Source organism: Niallia taxi, assembly GCF_032818155.1.
Lineage (GTDB): Bacteria > Bacillota > Bacilli > Bacillales > Cytobacillaceae > Niallia > Niallia taxi_A.
In genome coordinates, this window is the sequence record NZ_CP102589.1 from 1451602 (window position 1) to 1468565 (window position 16964).

Sequence of the window (16964 nt, forward strand, 5' to 3'; positions counted from 1 at the left end):
GTATGGAAAGCATTAATGATACACTTCGCAAGCTTGGAGCAAACGGCGGATTTCAAGAGCGGTATAAGGCGATGAAGGAACAGGTGCTAAACCATTCTGATGTGAAAACCTTCCTAAAAGAAAATGAGGAAGCAATTACACCCCGTATGCTGGAAACAGGCATGATGAAGCTGTATGAATACGCAAACCAAAGTAAAGAATGTCAAAAATGTCCGAGCCTAGGTCAGTGCATCAACATGATGCAGGGGTACCATCCTAAATTGGTAATTAACAGGGGAGCAATTGACATTCAATATGATGTCTGCCCTCGCAAAATAATGGATGACAGCCAAAAGAAAAAGGAAAAACTTATTCAAAGTCTGCATGTACCGAAGGATATCCTGAAGGCTTCCTTCAACACTTTGGACATTGGCCAGGAACGTGCGCAAGCGGTGAGAGCAGCCATAAATTTCGTCAAGCAATACGAACCGGGTCAAAGGCAAAAGGGCTTGTATTTCTTTGGTGAATTTGGTGTGGGAAAATCATATTTGCTTGGAGCAATTGCTAATGAGCTATCGCAAATGCAGGTTTCCTCGATGATTGTATATGTGCCAGAATTATTCAGAGAAATGAAAAGCTCTATTGCCGACAATACATTAAATGACAAGATTGAAAGTATTAAAAGAGAGCCTGTTCTTATGCTTGATGATATTGGTGCTGAAACCATGTCAAGCTGGATAAGGGATGAGGTTCTAGGACCGATTCTTCAATTCAGAATGCTGGAAAATTTACCGACATTATTCAGCTCCAACTTTGATTTTGGTGGTTTAGAATACCATTTGACATACTCTCAGCGTGGTGAAGAGGAAAAAATGAAAGCGATGCGAGTAATGGAAAGAATAAGATATCTGGCAGATCCAATTCATGTAAAAGGTGAAAATAAAAGAAAATGACGCTTTCAAGGCAGCCCTATTATTAGTGGGCTGTCTTTTTATTTGCGAAGATTCCCGTCGTGACTTCTATTTTTTGGTGTATCCCCATATACATTCTAACAAGGATTTTTTTCATAAAGGGGGGTTACGATTGATTGAAGTCATTTTCCAGAAAAAAGGCGATGGAGAAAAATTGCTTAGACTGATCAATCTTAAATATAAAAATACAGACTGGGCTATTAGCTCCATTCAAGAAGAGCATGAGTTTCGCTTAAAGTTCAGTTGGGAAACTGGGCAAAACAGTTTGTTTATGCAAACATTGAAAATGGTATTAGCAGAGTTTATTCTTCATTACAAATCAGAGGAATGGGCAAGGCAAGTATTGGTTGACAGGTATTATTATGCAGATGAAGCAGAGCAGCGACTTATACTTGAAATCTTGCACAGCCTGCTTGAGAAGGAAAGAAGAGACCTTGCAAGCTTACTTGGCAAAATCCATTTGCATGAATGTCTGGATAAGGCGCTTGGTGACCTGTTAAAGGATAATTTCTCCTTTTCCTTCGACAGCTTTGTTACATTTAGGCTGCAGGATTACACCCAAAAGCTGAACAGCTATGTAGAAATTGCCATTGATGAATATAAAATGGAGCAGGAATATCAAGTGTTTATTCATACTTTACGGGACTTCCTGGAAAATCGCAGCCCGAAGATTCAGGCGATACATGTGCTTGTAGATTTAGAAATTCAGTTTTATGACTCGGAGTACAGGGAATTGTCCCAGCAGGATTTAATGAAAATACTGGACAGAAAGATGTTCACATACCAATCTGTTTATATTGATCCATTTTCGATTGGGCCGCTGCTCTCTCTTGCCCCGAAAAATATTTATTTGTACACAGAAGACCGAGAACAGCCAATCGTTCGCACAATCATGAATATTTTCGAAGAGCGGGTTAATATTATGGAGAAAGATGCGTTTTTCCATGGGACACCACATACTTTTTAATTCCTTTTTAAAATTATAAATGGCTACTTGCATTTAATGTCCATAAAGCATATAATAACGTACATAAAATACCTATATCGAATACATGTTATGATAAGGACAATAGTTTTCTTGTACGGTTTTAAGAGAGGGAAGCGCATGCTGGGAGCTTCCTAACACGATGAGAAATGCTTACCACCTTTAAACTTTAGCCAGGAACAGGGCATGCCCCTTACTAATGGTTAACGGAGGCAGCCGTTATCTGTTTTCTAAGCCGTTTTTTACCTTTGAAAGGAAAAAGCGGGAATTAGGGTGGAACCACGTGATTATTTCATATAAACTCGTCCCTTTCTACAGGGGCGGGTTTTTTTGCGTTTTGGTCCTTTAGCATGAAGAGATAAACAAGCATTTGAAGGAGGAAATAGTTATGTCAGAAATGATAAAAATTACATTTCCAGATGGAGCGGTTAAGGAGTTTTCTGCTGGTACAACTACAGAAGAAATTGCCGGATCAATTAGTCCTGGATTAAAGAAAAAAGCCCTTGCAGGTAAAGTGAATGGTGAACTATTTGACTTAAGAAGACCTATTGATGAAGATGCTTCTTTTGAGATCATTACACCTGAAAGAGAAGAGGCGTTGGAAATTCTTCGCCACAGTACTGCTCACTTGATGGCACAAGCAATTAAAAGGCTGCATGGAAATGTAAAGCTTGGAGTAGGTCCTGTTATTGAAGGCGGTTTTTACTATGATATTGACTTGGAGAAATCACTTACTCCAGAAGATCTGCCTCTAATTGAAAAGGAAATGGCAAAAATCATCAATGAAAACTTGGAAATCGTTCGTAAAGAAGTAAGCCGTGATGATGCGGTTAAGCTCTTTACTGAGATGGATGATGAATACAAGCTTGAACTGATTGAAGCAATTCCGGCTGACGAGACAGTAACATTATATGAGCAAGGCGAGTTTATTGACCTTTGCCGTGGTGTGCATGTGCCTTCTACAGGTAAATTAAAGGAATTCAAGCTATTGAATATTGCAGGAGCATACTGGAGAGGTAATAGTGACAATAAAATGCTGCAGCGTATTTATGGAACTGCCTTCTTCAAAAAAGCAGATCTTAATGAGCATCTTCGTTTATTGGAAGAAGCGAAGGAAAGAGATCACCGTAAAATCGGTAAAGAGCTTGATTTGTTTATGACTTCTCAAAAAGTCGGACAAGGTCTTCCATTGTGGTTGCCAAAAGGTGCAACAGTCAGACGAATTTTGGAAAGATATATTGTTGATAAAGAAGAAAGACTAGGCTATCAGCATGTATACACACCAATCATGGGTAGTGTTGATCTTTACAAGACTTCTGGTCACTGGGATCATTATCAAGAGGACATGTTCCCTGTTATGGACATGGACAATGAGCAGCTTGTTCTTCGTCCAATGAACTGTCCACACCATATGGTTGTGTACAAAAATGACATCCACAGCTACAGAGAGCTTCCAATTCGTATAGCAGAGCTTGGAACAATGCACCGCTACGAGATGTCTGGTGCCCTATCTGGACTTCAGCGTGTTCGCGGGATGACTTTAAATGACGCTCATATTTTTGTTCGTCCTGATCAAATTAAGGATGAGTTCAAACGTGTTGTTAACCTTGTGCTGGATGTTTACAAGGACTTTAACCTGACAGATTATTCTTTCCGTTTGTCTTACCGTGATCCGCAAGACACAGAAAAATATTTCGATGATGATGACATGTGGAACAAAGCACAAAGCATGCTGAAAGAAGCAATGGATGACCTTGGCTTAGATTACTACGAAGCAGAAGGAGAAGCAGCATTCTATGGTCCGAAGCTTGATGTCCAAGTTAAAACTGCATTAGGCAAGGATGAGACACTTTCAACTGTGCAGCTTGATTTCTTATTGCCAGAGCGCTTTGATCTGACATATGTAGGTGAAGACGGCAAGCAGCATCGCCCTGTTGTTATCCACAGAGGTGTTGTATCAACAATGGAAAGATTCATTGCCTTCTTGATTGAAGAATATAAAGGTGCGTTCCCAACATGGCTTGCACCTGTTCAAGTACAAGTGATTCCAGTATCGCCATCTGTTCATTTTGATTATGCGAAAAAAGTACAAGAGCAGCTTCAAAATCAAGGGTTCCGTGTGGAGCTTGATGAGCGTGACGAGAAAATAGGCTACAAAATCAGGGAAGCACAAATGCAAAAAATCCCTTACATGCTTGTTGTAGGTGATAAAGAAGTGGAAGAGAATGCTGTCAATGTGCGTAAATACGGAGAGCAAAAGTCTGAAACAATTCCTTTCGATGCATTTCTTCAAGGTCTTTTGGCTGAAGTAAAGAGATAAAAAACTTTTCCAAAATACGGAGTTAGACCGAAAAAACAGGAAATTATGCAAAAAGTATTGCAATAACGTAAGAATTTTGATAAAATTTTTTTCGTTGTGATAATTCTTTCGTTGACTTATCTATTTCGTCTGTGATATAGTTACTAAGGTAAATTGAATATAAAGTTTGAGGAAAAGAAGAAGCACCCGCTTCTCACCTGATTGACACGAATTCCAAGTAGTTAACAGGTATTACGTAAACAATTTAGGTCTTACTATGGTTATCGTAAGTGTGGGTGATTTTTGAATCGTCCACACTTTTTATTTTGGATGCAAGTCCAAATATGCGATTTCAACTGGGGAGTCAAGTGTCAATTGGTACTTAACACTGAAAAAGAATCGCGAAGCTTTTCTTGTTAAGTTCTTGACCCGAACGTTGTATTCGTCAATTAACCTTGGAGGTGTTTAACTATTAGCAAAGATATGATTTTAAATGAAGGTATTCGTGCTAGAGAAGTTCGTCTTATTGACCAAAACGGTGAACAACTTGGCATTAAAACGAAATTTGAAGCTCTTGAAATTGCAACACGTGTAAATCTTGATGTAGTTCTTGTTGCTCCAAATGCCAAACCACCAGTAGCTCGTATTATGGACTACGGTAAATATAAGTTTGAACAGCAAAAGAAAGATAAAGAAGCACGTAAAAATCAAAAAATCATTAATATCAAAGAGGTTCGCCTTAGTCCGACTATTGATGAGCATGACTTTAATACAAAGCTTCGCAATGCAATCAAGTTCTTGGAAAAGGGCGATAAAGTTAAGGCATCTATCCGTTTTAAAGGACGTGCCATTACACATAAAGAAATTGGTCAACGTGTACTAGTTCGATTTGCAGAAGCTTGTACAGAAGTTGCCACAGTGGAATCACACCCGAAAATGGACGGCCGAAGCATGTTCATGACTTTAGCGCCTAAAAACGACAAGTAAACGAGGAGGAATACGAAATGCCAAAAATGAAAACTCACCGTGGAGCTGCTAAGCGTTTCAAAAAGACAGGCTCTGGTAAACTAAAACGTTCACATGCTTACACAAGCCATTTATTCGCTAACAAATCTACAAAACAAAAACGTAAGCTTCGTAAAGGTGCTATTGTATCTTCAGGAGATTACAAACGCATCCGTAATTTATTAGTAAACATTAAGTAATTTTTCCAAATAGGAGGGAAATAATATGCCACGTGTTAAAGGCGGTACAGTTACACGCAAACGTCGTAAAAAAGTTCTTAAATTAGCTAAAGGTTATTTCGGTTCAAAACATACATTATACAAAGTTGCTAACCAACAGGTTATGAAATCCCTAATGTATGCATACCGCGATCGTCGTCAGAAAAAACGCGACTTCCGCAAACTTTGGATTACTCGTATCAACGCAGCTGCACGCATGAACGGTCTTTCTTACAGCCGTTTAATGCACGGTTTGAAAGTTGCTGGTATCGAAGTAAACCGCAAAATGCTTGCTGAGCTTGCTGTAAGCGACGAAAAAGCATTTGCTGAATTAGCAACTGTAGCAAAACAAAACATTAAATAAGCTTTTTAAGCTTAAAACAAGAAGGCATTTATAATGCCTTCTTTTTGTTTATAAAAAAAGATTAGGAGGAAGAAAATGACTATCCAAATCATTTGTATATATTGGCTTCTTATTAATCTGTCCGGATATTTTGTTATGAAAATAGATAAGGATCGGGCTAGAAGGCATGCTTATCGGATCAGCGAAAAACAATTATGGACTGTTGCCTTTTTGTTCGGAGCATTAGGCATGACACTCGGAATGAAGCAATTTCGCCATAAGACGAAGCATACAGCCTTTAAAGTGGGTCTTCCAATGCTAGCAATAGTGGAGACAGTAGTACTCCTATATATATTAAATGAATTAGCATAAATTCGAAGGTTTGGCTATACACTTAAGTAACAGCATGATTCTCACAAACTGAAGGTGATAGAATGGAAGATCAATTATCCATGCTTTTTGTTATGGTAGAAATAGGCGGGGTACTTGCACCGATAGCGTTTATTCTCTTTCATACCTTAAGGCAAGTGTTGTTCATCCCGCCAATGCTAGTTTGTATAGCCGGTGGAGTCCTTTTTGGCGTAACATTTGGAACCATCTATTCGGTCATAGGTTTGACAATAAACTGTCTGTTTTTCTATATTGTCATTCACCGAATGCCCAAAACGCATCAAAAGCTTAGTGTCTTGAAGAAAAGGTGGTTCGGTGAATACCGCAATCTTACAACAGGTCAAGTAGCGGTTTTAAGGCTAATCCCTTTTATCCATTATCATCTCTTAAACTTCTGCCTTCTGGAGCGGACAAAAACTTTTAAGAATTATTTAAAATCCTCTTTTGCCACGAATATACCGCTTGCCTTTTTTTATACTATTTTTGGGCAGTTTATCAGCCAGTTTTCACCAACGATGATTATTGTTATTTTATTTGCATTAGCTGTATTAGTGTATATTTTGCGAGAGAAAATGACCATTATTAAATGGCATGAGTTTTTTAAAGAGGATAAGCAAGAAAAAAAAGCTAAACACTCTGTTTAGCTTTTTGATTTTTATTAGGATTTTTTCCAGTCTATTTTTGAATTAGGGTAAACAGCTTTTAATGATTCCTCCAAAAAGCGGACATCATCGTCCATTAGCTTCGTGTCATAAGGTTCAGTCGGCCATAATAAAATCCTGCTTACCGTTTTATTGTCAACGGGGTGTACATATTTTTCCCCTTCAAATAAAAAGCCTTTATAAGTGACAAGGAGATTCATTCTGACATTTTTTCGATTGTCAATCAAATAAAACCTATTGCCTCTTTTAGCAAATTCAAGCCTTCGTACAGGGCTTGCAACAAATGAAATGATACGATAAACAATAAAGATGATAAGAGCCAATAACAGCAAACGCAAGAGCAACATCATAAATAAAGCCTCCAAATTTTTTGATAAAACTTTAGCTAATTCTATACGTGTAGAAACAAATAAGGTTTCAAATTTTAGAAAATATTTTTTAAAATACGAAAGAGACTTTTAAAAAAGCGAATTTAAAGCATAATATTAATGATTACATCACTATCTCAGCATAATACTAGGAAGATTTTTAATTTATTAGTATAATAAGAATGATTTGAATGATTAATATTAAGGGAGTCGAAGTAAAATGAAGCTAGATGAAACATTATCAATGCTTAAAGATCTGACAGACGCTAAAGGCATACCAGGAAATGAAAGAGAACCAAGAGAAGTAATGAAAAAATACATATCAGCATATGCAGATGAAGTGACGACAGATAATTTAGGGAGTCTTATTGCCAAAAAAACAGGTAAAGAAGACGGTCCGAAAATCATGGTGGCTGGCCACTTGGATGAAGTAGGCTTTATGATCACAAGGATTGATGATAGAGGGTTCCTATACTTTCAGACAGTTGGAGGCTGGTGGTCACAAGTAATGCTGGCACAGCGTGTGACGATTGTAACAAGCAAAGGAGATATCACTGGTGTAATCGGTTCAAAACCGCCGCATATTTTGTCTCCAGAAGCCCGTAAAAAGCCGGTTGAAATTAAAGATATGTTTATTGATATCGGTGCTGCTTCTAAAGAAGAGGCACATGAATGGGGAGTTAAGCCAGGAGATATGGTCGTACCATATTTTGAGTTCACTGTTATGAACAACGAAAAGATGCTGCTTGCTAAAGCTTGGGATAACCGTATTGGCTGTGCCATTGCCATTGATGTACTAAAAGGCTTAAAGGACAGTGAGCATCCTAATACTGTTTATGGTGTCGGAACAGTTCAGGAAGAGGTCGGCTTGCGTGGTGCAAGAACGGCAGCGCAGAAAATTCAGCCTGACATTGCATTCGGCGTGGATGTAGGTATCGCTGGAGATACACCTGGCGTCACAGAAAAAGAAGCGTTGAGTAAAATGGGTAAAGGCCCGCAAATTATTTTGTATGATGCTAGCATGGTGTCTCATAAAGGCTTAAGAGATTTAGTAACAGACACAGCAGATGCTCAAAATATACCTTATCAATTTGATAGTGTGCCTGGGGGAGGCACTGATTCAGGTGCCATACACTTAACACATAATGGTGTGCCGGCATTGTCTATAACAATTGCAACGCGCTATATCCACTCACATGCAGCAATGCTCCATCGTGATGATTACGAAAATGCTGTTAAGCTTATTATCGAGGTTATTAAAAAGCTCGACAGTGAGACAGTGAAAGAACTAACATTCAAATAATTAGAAAAGAGACCAGGGAAAATAAATTGGTCTCTTTTTTTTATTTATTAACACTAGATGGTTTTTTCTTCGGCCAAAGACAATAGCTGAAACTGATTAGAAAGTCGATACCAAGGACAAGTGTCCATACTTGAATAAGTGAAAGCAAGGTTTTTATCTCTTCTTTAGGAATAAATAATGTCATGAAATAAAGCAAACAGGCACCTATTGCAAAAGCAGCAAGATGGCGCAGCCAACCAACCACCTCTTGTATTGCATGCGCCCGTCCGTATTTTTTTACAGGCTTTTCTCCACCTGCAAACCGGAAGCTGAAATGGGCATCCATCCATTTAATCATACTGTGTCCGAAGGCAATTGTGACACCGATATAAACAGCAGCCAGCCCATGGAATACCGTGATTTCACTGCCCTTATTGATGTCTATAATCGTAAAAGTGATTAAAAGTAAATCGATAATTGGTGTGGCGAGAAGAAAAGCTGCACTTAGTTTTTTTTTCTTCCACATATACCGGCAAAACAACCCCAATAATACAAATATCCAAAAAGCAATTTCGCATAGAATAATTAAAAAGCCAATCACCTGGAACACTCCTTTTAATAAGTGAAAAATGATTAAAGGTATACTAGTGATATGCACAAAGCAGTTAATCATGAACTAAAAAATAAAACTTTTTAAATGATAGGCAGAAACCAAAAACGGTTTGCCCGATTACTGGACAAACCGTTTTAAATTAACTTAAATCGATTGGCGGTGGTGGTGGCGGAGTATTGTTTAATATTGCCGCTTTTCGTGCCTTTAAGAATCGATTGATGTTTAAGACAATTGTTTTTGCAACAGCGTAGGTTGGTACTGCCAAAATCATTCCAAGTATGCCTGCAAGGTTTCCAGCAACAAGCAACAGAACAATAATAGTAGCAGGATGGGTATCTAGCCTTTTACCTAAAATAAGTGGTGAAAGGATATTACCTTCGATTTGCTGAGCAATCGTAATGACGAGAATTACTAAAAGAGCCTGTGTCGGTGAAGTAAATAATGCGATAATAACAGCAGGCGCTCCGCCGATAAGTGGTCCAACATATGGGATAATGTTAGTAACAGCAACAATCAATGCCATTACTAAAGCATAATCAAGACCAATGATCCAGTAACCAATTAAAGCAAGTGTACCTACAAACAGGGCAACCATTACTTGTCCTTGAATATAAGCAGCTAAAGTGTCACCAGTATCTTTTAGAATTTTTGTAGCTTCCTTGCGATAAGAAACAGGGAAAAACTTCGATAATGCGGAAGGAAACTTACTGCCGTCCTTGAAGCTGTAAAAGAGCAAGAAAGGAACAGTAACAATCGTTATCGTAATATTTGTCATCGTACTGATGATGGCACTAATGCTGTTTGTTATGCTGCTTGGAATTGTTTGAGCATAGTCATTCAGCTTTTCGGTAATGTCGCCCATTGTGACATATTCCTGATTAAGGAGCCATTTGTATTGCTTCGTATCATTTAAAGTATTAAAGAATTTAATAGCTTGATCCGCATAGTTTGGAATATTGCTGAAAAGCTCAGTGATCTGCTTGCTAATTAGCGGAATGACACTGCCGACAGCTAAAATAATTAATCCTATTACTACTACATAAATAATAATAATAGCTAATGTTTTCGGCACTTTATATTTTTGCAAGAAATTTACGATCGGGTTGAGCAGGAAATACAAAAAGCCTGTGATGATAATGGGGAAAAACAAAGTAGTGAACAATACAGCTACAGGCTGGAATAAAAAAGATATTTTTGTGCAAACATATATGATTGCTACAATCAATAATACTTGCAAAAGCCAATAATGAAACTTCTTTTTCGTCAAGTTATCTTCACCTTTTTTCTTTAATTATTACATTGCATCTATGTAAAAATATATGTAACGTAGTATAGCATAAAAAACTATTAGAATTATACCCTGATATACCAAGATTATAACATTACAATTGGATGCTAGTAAGGAAATACGAATGACTAATAAATAAGTTTCATAAATAAGTAATAAATTTTTGAGGCAAAAAAATAGGAGGAATAAATTCTCCTCCTATACGGTGATATAGTGAATTAGTTTTAAGTGAAGAAATCCTTGTCTTGGCTGTGTTGCACGATGTAGCCAAGAAGCTTTACGGATCAGTTGATCTTTTTCTTAAGTCTGGGAGAATAAATTCCCCCAATTTTATTTTAATCCAGTCTCAAGTGTCTGAAGCATTTCTGTTTTATCTTGATCAGAAGAATTTTGCCAGATTACTTCAAACAGCACACCAAGACCTGGTAGCATTTTCTCTTCGCCATTTTGGATAGCGTCAACAATTGTTGCTTTTAGCTCGTCTTGTGAATTACCTGATACATTATGGATAATCGCGTTTCGTAAGTTTAAACTCATGGATAGCACTCCTTTTTCCTATTATAAGAAAGCCCACACTATATCATTTCTCATTTGCCGTTTATTATGTATATTCTTTACGCTATAATTAAAAAATAGGAAGCAATGGTTAGTTTAAGTGAGGAGACATGCAATTTGAAACATATACTTTCTGCCAAAAACCCTCAAGTTAAAGAGTGGAAAAAATGCCTGACCAAAAAGGAAAGAGACAAAACAGGAACATTTCTTGTCGAAGGATTTCATTTAGTGGAAGAGGCGCTCAAAGCAAATGCGATAAAGCAGATAATTATTTCTGAGGAAATAGAAATGCCAGCTTGGGATTATGGAGATATTTCCGTTACAATCGTAACCAAAGAAATTATTTTACAGTTGACTGACACTGAAACACCGCAAGGAATTGTAGCGCTGTGTGAGCAATATAGAGATGAGCAGGCATTATTAACAGGTAAGTCCTTTATTGCCCTTGATCAGGTGCAGGATCCGGGAAATCTTGGCACAATAATTCGCACAGCAGATGCTGCAGGAATTGACGCAGTAATCGTTGGGGATGGCACTGTCGATATATACAATCCAAAAGTAGTCCGCTCTGCACAAGGAAGCCATTTTCATCTGCCTATTATTAAGCAGAACCTGCCAAAATTCATAGAAGGCTTAAAGGAAAAGGGAGTTTCTGTTTATGGGACAAGCTTGGAAAATGGCGTTAATTACCGAGAAGTATCTGCTGCAGAATCCTTTTGCTTGATTGTCGGTAATGAAGGAAACGGTGTAAGTAAAGAAGTGCTGTCAGCAACTGATAAAAATCTATATATTCCGATTCATGGTAAAAGTGAATCATTGAATGTGGCTGTAGCTGCAGGAATTTTAATGTATCATTTCGTTTGAGTCTAGCCTAAATCCAAAATGGGTTTGAAATGCGCTTTAAAATATACTATAATAATGGCAAATTGCATGATGAATAAACGTTGATGGAGAAAAGTAGTTTATAGCCCTGCTGATAAAGGGAGAAAATGCCTTGACTGAAAGCATTTTTATCTGGCAGCATGAATGAAGTTCACCTCCTGAGTTGGCATCGGGACCAATTTCTTTATGAAATTGTAAAGATGTTCCGGCATTTATGCCGTTATCCAAATGAAGTGAACTTGAATGCTGAAATTCAGGTTAATTAGGGTGGTACCGCGAATACATAAACCTCGTCCCTTTTATAGGGATGGGGTTTTTTTATGTTCTAATTCAAAGTAAAGCGAATCAAAGCTTTGCAATTCATGCAAAATTACAAGGAGGAAACGAACAGTGGAAGCGAAATTAAAGGAACTGCAAGAAGAAGCTTTAAAAGCAATAGCAGCCAGTGAAAGCGTAAAAGAGTTAAATGACATAAGAGTAGCTTATCTTGGCAAAAAAGGTCCCATTACAGAAGTATTAAAGGGAATGGGTAAATTATCAGCAGAAGAACGTCCGAAAATGGGTGCTTTAGTCAATGTCATTCGTGATGAGATTACAAGCCATATTGAAGAGAAGCAAAAGATGCTGGAAGAAGCAGAGGTTCAAAAGAAAATCGCATCTGAAACAATTGACATTACACTTCCAGGGCGTCCAGTTGCGGTTGGGAATCATCATTCCTTAACAAGAGTTATTGAGGAAGTAGAGGATTTATTTATTGGAATGGGCTATACGGTAGAAGAAGGTCCAGAGGTAGAAGTCGATTACTATAATTTTGAAGCATTGAACCTGCCGAAAAACCACCCAGCAAGAGATATGCAGGATTCCTTCTATATCACAGAAGAACTGCTTTTAAGAACACATACTTCACCAGTTCAAGCACGTACAATGGAGAAGCATAAAGGAAAAGGCCCTGTTAAAATTATTTGTCCAGGAAAAGTGTATCGCCGTGATAATGATGATGCGACACATTCCCATCAATTTATGCAAATTGAAGGACTTGTTATTGATGAAAATATTCGTATGAGCGATCTTAAAGGTACACTTGAAGTATTCGCGAAAAAAATGTTCGGAAATGACAGAGAAATCCGTCTGCGTCCAAGCTTCTTCCCATTCACAGAGCCTTCTGTTGAAGTGGATATTTCATGCAGTATTTGTAAGGGAGCAGGCTGCAGTGTATGTAAAGGCACTGGCTGGATTGAAGTGCTTGGAGCAGGGATGGTTCATCCAAATGTACTGGAGATGGCAGGATTTGACTCGAAGAAATATTCTGGTTTTGCCTTTGGAATCGGTGCAGAACGTATCGCTATGCTGAAGTATGGAGTTGACGACATTCGCCATTTCTATACAAATGATATCCGTTTCTTAAAACAATTTTCAGTGCCAGAATATTAAGGTTGGAGGAGAAAGCAAATGTTAGTTTCTTATAAATGGTTGCAGGAATATATAGATTTAAATGATATAACACCAGATGAATTAGCTGATCGCATCACAAGAAGCGGTATTGAGGTTGAAGGTGTTGAAGTATTGAATGAAGGCATGAAAAATATCGTCATCGGACATGTGCTAGAGCGTGAGCAGCATCCGAATGCAGATAAATTAAATAAATGCTTAGTGGATGTCGGTGATGGTGAGCCAGTACAAATCGTCTGCGGCGCGCCGAATGTCGATGCTGGTCAAAAAGTGGCTGTCGCTAAAGTTGGAGCAGTCCTGCCAGGCAACTTCAAAATTAAAAAGGCAAAGCTGCGCGGTGAGGAATCAAATGGAATGATTTGTTCCCTTACGGAGCTTGGCATTGAATCGAAGCTAGTTGCAAAGGATTTCTCAGAGGGTATTTTCGTATTCCCAAGTGATGTGGAAGTAGGAAGAGACGCACTTGAGTATTTACAGCGTGATGATGCGGTCCTTGAATTAGGATTGACACCAAACCGTTCTGATTGCTTAAGCATGATTGGAGTTGCTTATGAAGTTGCAGCAGTGTTAAGCAAGGATGTAAAGCTTCCTGCAGTTGATTATCCAAAAGCAGCAGAAAAAGCATCTGATTATGTTAGTGTTAAAGTGGAAAACAGTGAAGATGCTCCATTATACACTGCTAAAATTATTAAAAACGTTAAAGTTGCTCCATCACCATTATGGATGCAAGGAAGACTGATGGCTGCTGGTATCCGTCCACATAATAATGTTGTTGATATCACGAACTATATTCTTCTTGAATACGGTCAGCCTCTTCATGCATTTGACTATGATCGTCTTGGCTCAAAGGAAATTCTTGTAAGAAGAGCAAAAGCAGGCGAAACAATTACTACATTGGATGATGCGAAAAGAACATTATCTGAAGATAATCTGTTAATTACAAACGGTGAAACTGGTGTGGCTGTTGCTGGAGTTATGGGTGGAGCAAACTCAGAGGTTCAAAATGATACAACGACAGTTCTTCTTGAATCTGCATATTTTGAAGCGGGAGTTATCCGTAAATCTTCTAAAACATTAGGGTTAAGAAGTGAAGCAAGTGCAAGATACGAAAAAGGGATTGATCCAAATCGTGTCCGTCAAGCTGCAGAAAGAGCAGCACAATTGCTGCAGCTTTATGCTGGCGGTGATGTGTTGGAAGGTGAGGCAGCAGTTGATGCACTTAAAGCTGAGCCAAAGGTTGTATCCATTACACTAGAGAAGCTGAACAATGTATTGGGAACTTCTTTAACAGAAAATGAAGTTACTGATATTTTCAAAAGACTGCAATTTGAAACGTCTGTGGAAAACGGCAGCTTTACAGTGACTGTTCCGACGAGAAGAAATGATATTACTATTCCAGAAGACTTAACAGAAGAAGTGGCAAGACTTTTTGGCTATGATGATATCCCGACAACTCTGCCAATTGGTGCTTCTATCCCTGGAGCATTAACAGAGTATCAGAAGAAGCGTCGTTCTGTTCGCAAATACCTAGAAGGTGCTGGCTTGTATCAAGCTATCACATATGCATTGACAAGCGACAAGAAGGTGCAGCAGTTTGCACTAGAAAAAAGAAACCCAGTTCGTTTGGCAATGCCGATGAGTGAAGAAAGAGCATTGTTAAGACAAAGCATTATTCCACAGCTACTTGAGGTAGTTAAGTATAACGCAGCACGTCAAAATGACAGTCTTGCTGTGTACGAAACAGGTGTTGTGTTCTTAGAAACGGAACAAAATCAGCTTCCAGAAGAAAGAGAGCATGTTGCCGGAGCAATTACTGGTTCTTGGGTATCTCATGTTTGGCAAGGCGAGAAAAAGCCAGTCGATTTCTTCGTTTTAAAAGGTGTGCTTGAAGGACTTTTCCAAAAGCTTGGAGTATCTAAGTCAATCGAGTTTACGCGCGGAACAATGGATGGAATGCATCCTGGGAGAACAGCTGAAATTCTGTTCAACGGTGAGTCAATCGGCTTCGCAGGCCAAGTGCATCCACAAGTACAAAACGAGCTTGATTTGAAGGAAACATATGTCTTTGAATTAGACTTAAGCAAACTGCTGGCAACAGAAGTAAACGAGCTGCAATATACAACAATTCCAAGATTCCCAAGTGTAACAAGAGATATTGCACTTGTTGTCGATGCAACAATTCTAGCTGGCGACATTCAGAACATTATCGTTGAAGCAGGCGGCTCCCTTTTGAAAGAAGTGCAAGTATTTGACCTGTACGAAGGCGACAAAATGGAAGAAGGCAAAAAATCAATTGCATACTCTCTGAAATACTTCGATCCAGAACAGACTCTAACAGATGAAATGATTACAAAATCACATGACAAAGTGCTAGAAGCTGTTAAAGAAAAAGCAGGAGCAGTGTTAAGAGGATAAAACAAATTTTTGTAGCATCAAAGAAAGAAGGATATTGATTTACGCTGCAAGGGGAAACTCTTACTTGCTGCGAAACTGCCGAGCCTCCACACAGTGCTTTTTGCAAGCACATGGAATCTCTAAAGCAAACGTCAATATTTATCTTTTATAGTAAAACAAACTTCCTTTTTAAAAGTAAGTGCATTAACAAAAGAGCTGGCCATTACGGCCAGCTTTTTTGCGCGATTTAATAGGGAGAAGCTGTAAAACTTGCCCCATTTAACATGCAATGACTTCCCACCTAAAGTCACTTCATGGTATGATATAGAATAGGATTCTTAAGAATTGGAGGCAATATAGTGTCAGATGTACAAAAAAACCGTACGAATGTGAAAATATATGGAACGGAATATGTAATAGTTGGCCAAGAATCTTCTAATCATGTTCGATTGGTTGCCTCTATCGTAGACAAAAAAATGCGCGAGATAAACGGGAAGAATTCATCCCTTGATTTGAATAAATTAGCAGTGTTGACAGCTGTGAATATTGTAAATGACTATATTAAGTTAATAGATCGCGTGGAAGAACTTGAGAATGAATTAAATAGAGAAAAGGGCTGAATAAAGTTCATGTTAGATATAATCGTCATTATTCTGCTGATTTTTGGTCTATTGAGAGGACTGAAACGAGGCTTTATCCTGCAAATCATTCATTTGACAGGGTTTATCGTTGCTTTTATTGTGGCAACGAAATATTATATACCATTCTCAAAGAAATTAAATTTGTGGATACCTTATACGAATACAAGTGAGAACAGTTTCGTTCAAGGACTTTTTGGCAGCATGAATTTAGAAGAGGTATTTTATCGCGCAATCGCCTTTGCGGTGATTTTTTTTGCTGTGAAAATAATTTGGCAAATTATCGGAAGCATGGTGGATTTCGTTGCGAGTCTTCCTATTCTTAAACAGCTTAATACCTGGGCTGGTGCAGTATTAGGCTTTGTTGAGACATATTTAGTGCTGTTTATTTTGCTGTATATTGCCGCACTGCTGCCTGTCGAATTTATTCAGACACATTTAAACACTTCCTTTATTGCAGCAGGCATTATCGAGAACACCCCGTATTTCTCGGAAAAGATTAAAGAAATATGGTTCGAATATGTTGGCTCCTAATGGGCAGTTAAACTCTTCCGGCAAAATGAGGCTGGGGGAGTTTTTCTGTTGTAATTTAAGCATCAACATATTATAGAAAAGCAGCAGAACATGTTATGATATTATTGTT

Annotated in this window: 18 protein-coding genes and 3 other annotated features; of the genes, 14 read left to right on the forward strand and 4 right to left on the reverse strand. The window is 38.3% G+C overall.

Features of this window, described 5'->3' with window-relative positions; all coding sequences use genetic code 11:
- The first annotated feature begins 2 nt into the window (after nt 1-2).
- The 8 genes from dnaI (at nt 3) to NQZ71_RS07110 (ending at nt 6834) form a co-directional block, all read left to right on the forward strand.
- The gene (gene dnaI / locus NQZ71_RS07075) at nt 3-932 is read left to right on the forward strand and encodes a primosomal protein DnaI (RefSeq protein ID WP_144456549.1); all 930 of its coding nucleotides are present in this window, start codon (nt 3-5) and stop codon (nt 930-932) included.
- Nucleotides 933-1062: 130 nt separating this feature from the next.
- Nucleotides 1063-1917, forward strand: a complete 855-nt coding sequence (ytxC, locus tag NQZ71_RS07080) for a putative sporulation protein YtxC (protein ID WP_164849582.1) — start codon at nt 1063-1065, stop codon at nt 1915-1917.
- A gap of 81 nt (nt 1918-1998) precedes the next feature.
- Nucleotides 1999-2248 (forward strand) — a binding site (T-box leader).
- A gap of 75 nt (nt 2249-2323) precedes the next feature.
- Complete coding sequence (gene thrS, locus NQZ71_RS07085) at nt 2324-4255, forward strand: threonine--tRNA ligase (RefSeq protein ID WP_144456545.1); 1932 nt, start codon at nt 2324-2326, stop codon at nt 4253-4255.
- Nucleotides 4256-4423: 168 nt separating this feature from the next.
- Nucleotides 4424-4564: a sequence feature (ribosomal protein L20 leader region), on the forward strand.
- Nucleotides 4565-4717: 153 nt separating this feature from the next.
- A complete protein-coding gene (infC, locus tag NQZ71_RS07090; protein WP_127737087.1) occupies nt 4718-5221 on the forward strand; it encodes a translation initiation factor IF-3 in 504 nt (167 codons plus the stop codon).
- A gap of 17 nt (nt 5222-5238) precedes the next feature.
- Nucleotides 5239-5439 carry a 50S ribosomal protein L35 gene (gene rpmI, locus NQZ71_RS07095; RefSeq protein WP_127737089.1) on the forward strand — a complete coding sequence of 67 codons (201 nt, stop codon included), beginning with the start codon at nt 5239-5241 and terminating at the stop codon, nt 5437-5439.
- Nucleotides 5440-5464: 25 nt separating this feature from the next.
- Nucleotides 5465-5821 (forward strand): 50S ribosomal protein L20, encoded by a 357-nt coding sequence (gene rplT, locus NQZ71_RS07100; protein ID WP_144456543.1) that lies wholly within the window; start codon nt 5465-5467, stop codon nt 5819-5821.
- Between the two features lie 75 nt (nt 5822-5896).
- Nucleotides 5897-6172, forward strand: coding sequence for a DUF1294 domain-containing protein (locus NQZ71_RS07105; protein ID WP_144456541.1), 276 nt, complete (start codon nt 5897-5899; stop codon nt 6170-6172).
- 62 nt (nt 6173-6234) lie between these two features.
- Nucleotides 6235-6834, forward strand: a complete 600-nt coding sequence (locus NQZ71_RS07110; protein ID WP_144456539.1) for a TVP38/TMEM64 family protein — start codon at nt 6235-6237, stop codon at nt 6832-6834.
- Between the two features lie 14 nt (nt 6835-6848).
- Here NQZ71_RS07110 and NQZ71_RS07115 read toward each other — a convergent pair whose 3' ends face one another.
- Nucleotides 6849-7202, reverse strand: coding sequence for a sigma-w pathway protein ysdB (locus NQZ71_RS07115; RefSeq protein ID WP_144456537.1), 354 nt, complete (start codon nt 7200-7202; stop codon nt 6849-6851).
- A gap of 238 nt (nt 7203-7440) precedes the next feature.
- On the opposite strand from NQZ71_RS07115, the gene NQZ71_RS07120 reads away from it, so the two are divergent.
- Complete coding sequence (locus NQZ71_RS07120; protein ID WP_144456535.1) at nt 7441-8523, forward strand: M42 family metallopeptidase; 1083 nt, start codon at nt 7441-7443, stop codon at nt 8521-8523.
- A gap of 40 nt (nt 8524-8563) precedes the next feature.
- Here NQZ71_RS07120 and NQZ71_RS07125 read toward each other — a convergent pair whose 3' ends face one another.
- From NQZ71_RS07125 to sspI, 3 genes are all read right to left on the reverse strand, one after another.
- Nucleotides 8564-9103, reverse strand: coding sequence for a hypothetical protein (locus NQZ71_RS07125; protein ID WP_260053727.1), 540 nt, complete (start codon nt 9101-9103; stop codon nt 8564-8566).
- A 151-nt stretch (nt 9104-9254) separates the two neighbouring features.
- The gene (locus NQZ71_RS07130; RefSeq protein ID WP_127737101.1) at nt 9255-10382 is read right to left on the reverse strand and encodes an AI-2E family transporter; all 1128 of its coding nucleotides are present in this window, start codon (nt 10380-10382) and stop codon (nt 9255-9257) included.
- 351 nt (nt 10383-10733) lie between these two features.
- On the reverse strand, nt 10734-10940 hold the full coding sequence (sspI, locus tag NQZ71_RS07135) for a small acid-soluble spore protein SspI (protein WP_127737103.1): 207 nt from the start codon (nt 10938-10940) through the stop codon (nt 10734-10736).
- A gap of 135 nt (nt 10941-11075) precedes the next feature.
- Here sspI and NQZ71_RS07140 point away from each other — a divergent pair, with 135 nt between their 5' ends.
- The 5 genes from NQZ71_RS07140 (at nt 11076) to NQZ71_RS07160 (ending at nt 16855) form a co-directional block, all read left to right on the forward strand.
- Nucleotides 11076-11822, forward strand: coding sequence for a TrmH family RNA methyltransferase (locus NQZ71_RS07140; protein ID WP_144456531.1), 747 nt, complete (start codon nt 11076-11078; stop codon nt 11820-11822).
- A 71-nt stretch (nt 11823-11893) separates the two neighbouring features.
- Nucleotides 11894-12141 (forward strand) — a binding site (T-box leader).
- 89 nt (nt 12142-12230) lie between these two features.
- Nucleotides 12231-13271: a phenylalanine--tRNA ligase subunit alpha gene (pheS, locus tag NQZ71_RS07145; RefSeq protein ID WP_144456529.1), complete on the forward strand. Its 1041-nt coding sequence runs from the start codon at nt 12231-12233 to the stop codon at nt 13269-13271.
- 18 nt (nt 13272-13289) lie between these two features.
- On the forward strand, nt 13290-15704 hold the full coding sequence (gene pheT / locus NQZ71_RS07150; RefSeq protein WP_144456528.1) for a phenylalanine--tRNA ligase subunit beta: 2415 nt from the start codon (nt 13290-13292) through the stop codon (nt 15702-15704).
- 338 nt (nt 15705-16042) lie between these two features.
- Nucleotides 16043-16303 carry a cell division protein ZapA gene (gene zapA / locus NQZ71_RS07155; protein ID WP_144456526.1) on the forward strand — a complete coding sequence of 87 codons (261 nt, stop codon included), beginning with the start codon at nt 16043-16045 and terminating at the stop codon, nt 16301-16303.
- A gap of 9 nt (nt 16304-16312) precedes the next feature.
- On the forward strand, nt 16313-16855 hold the full coding sequence (locus NQZ71_RS07160) for a CvpA family protein (RefSeq protein ID WP_127737113.1): 543 nt from the start codon (nt 16313-16315) through the stop codon (nt 16853-16855).
- Nucleotides 16856-16964: the final 109 nt, after the last annotated feature.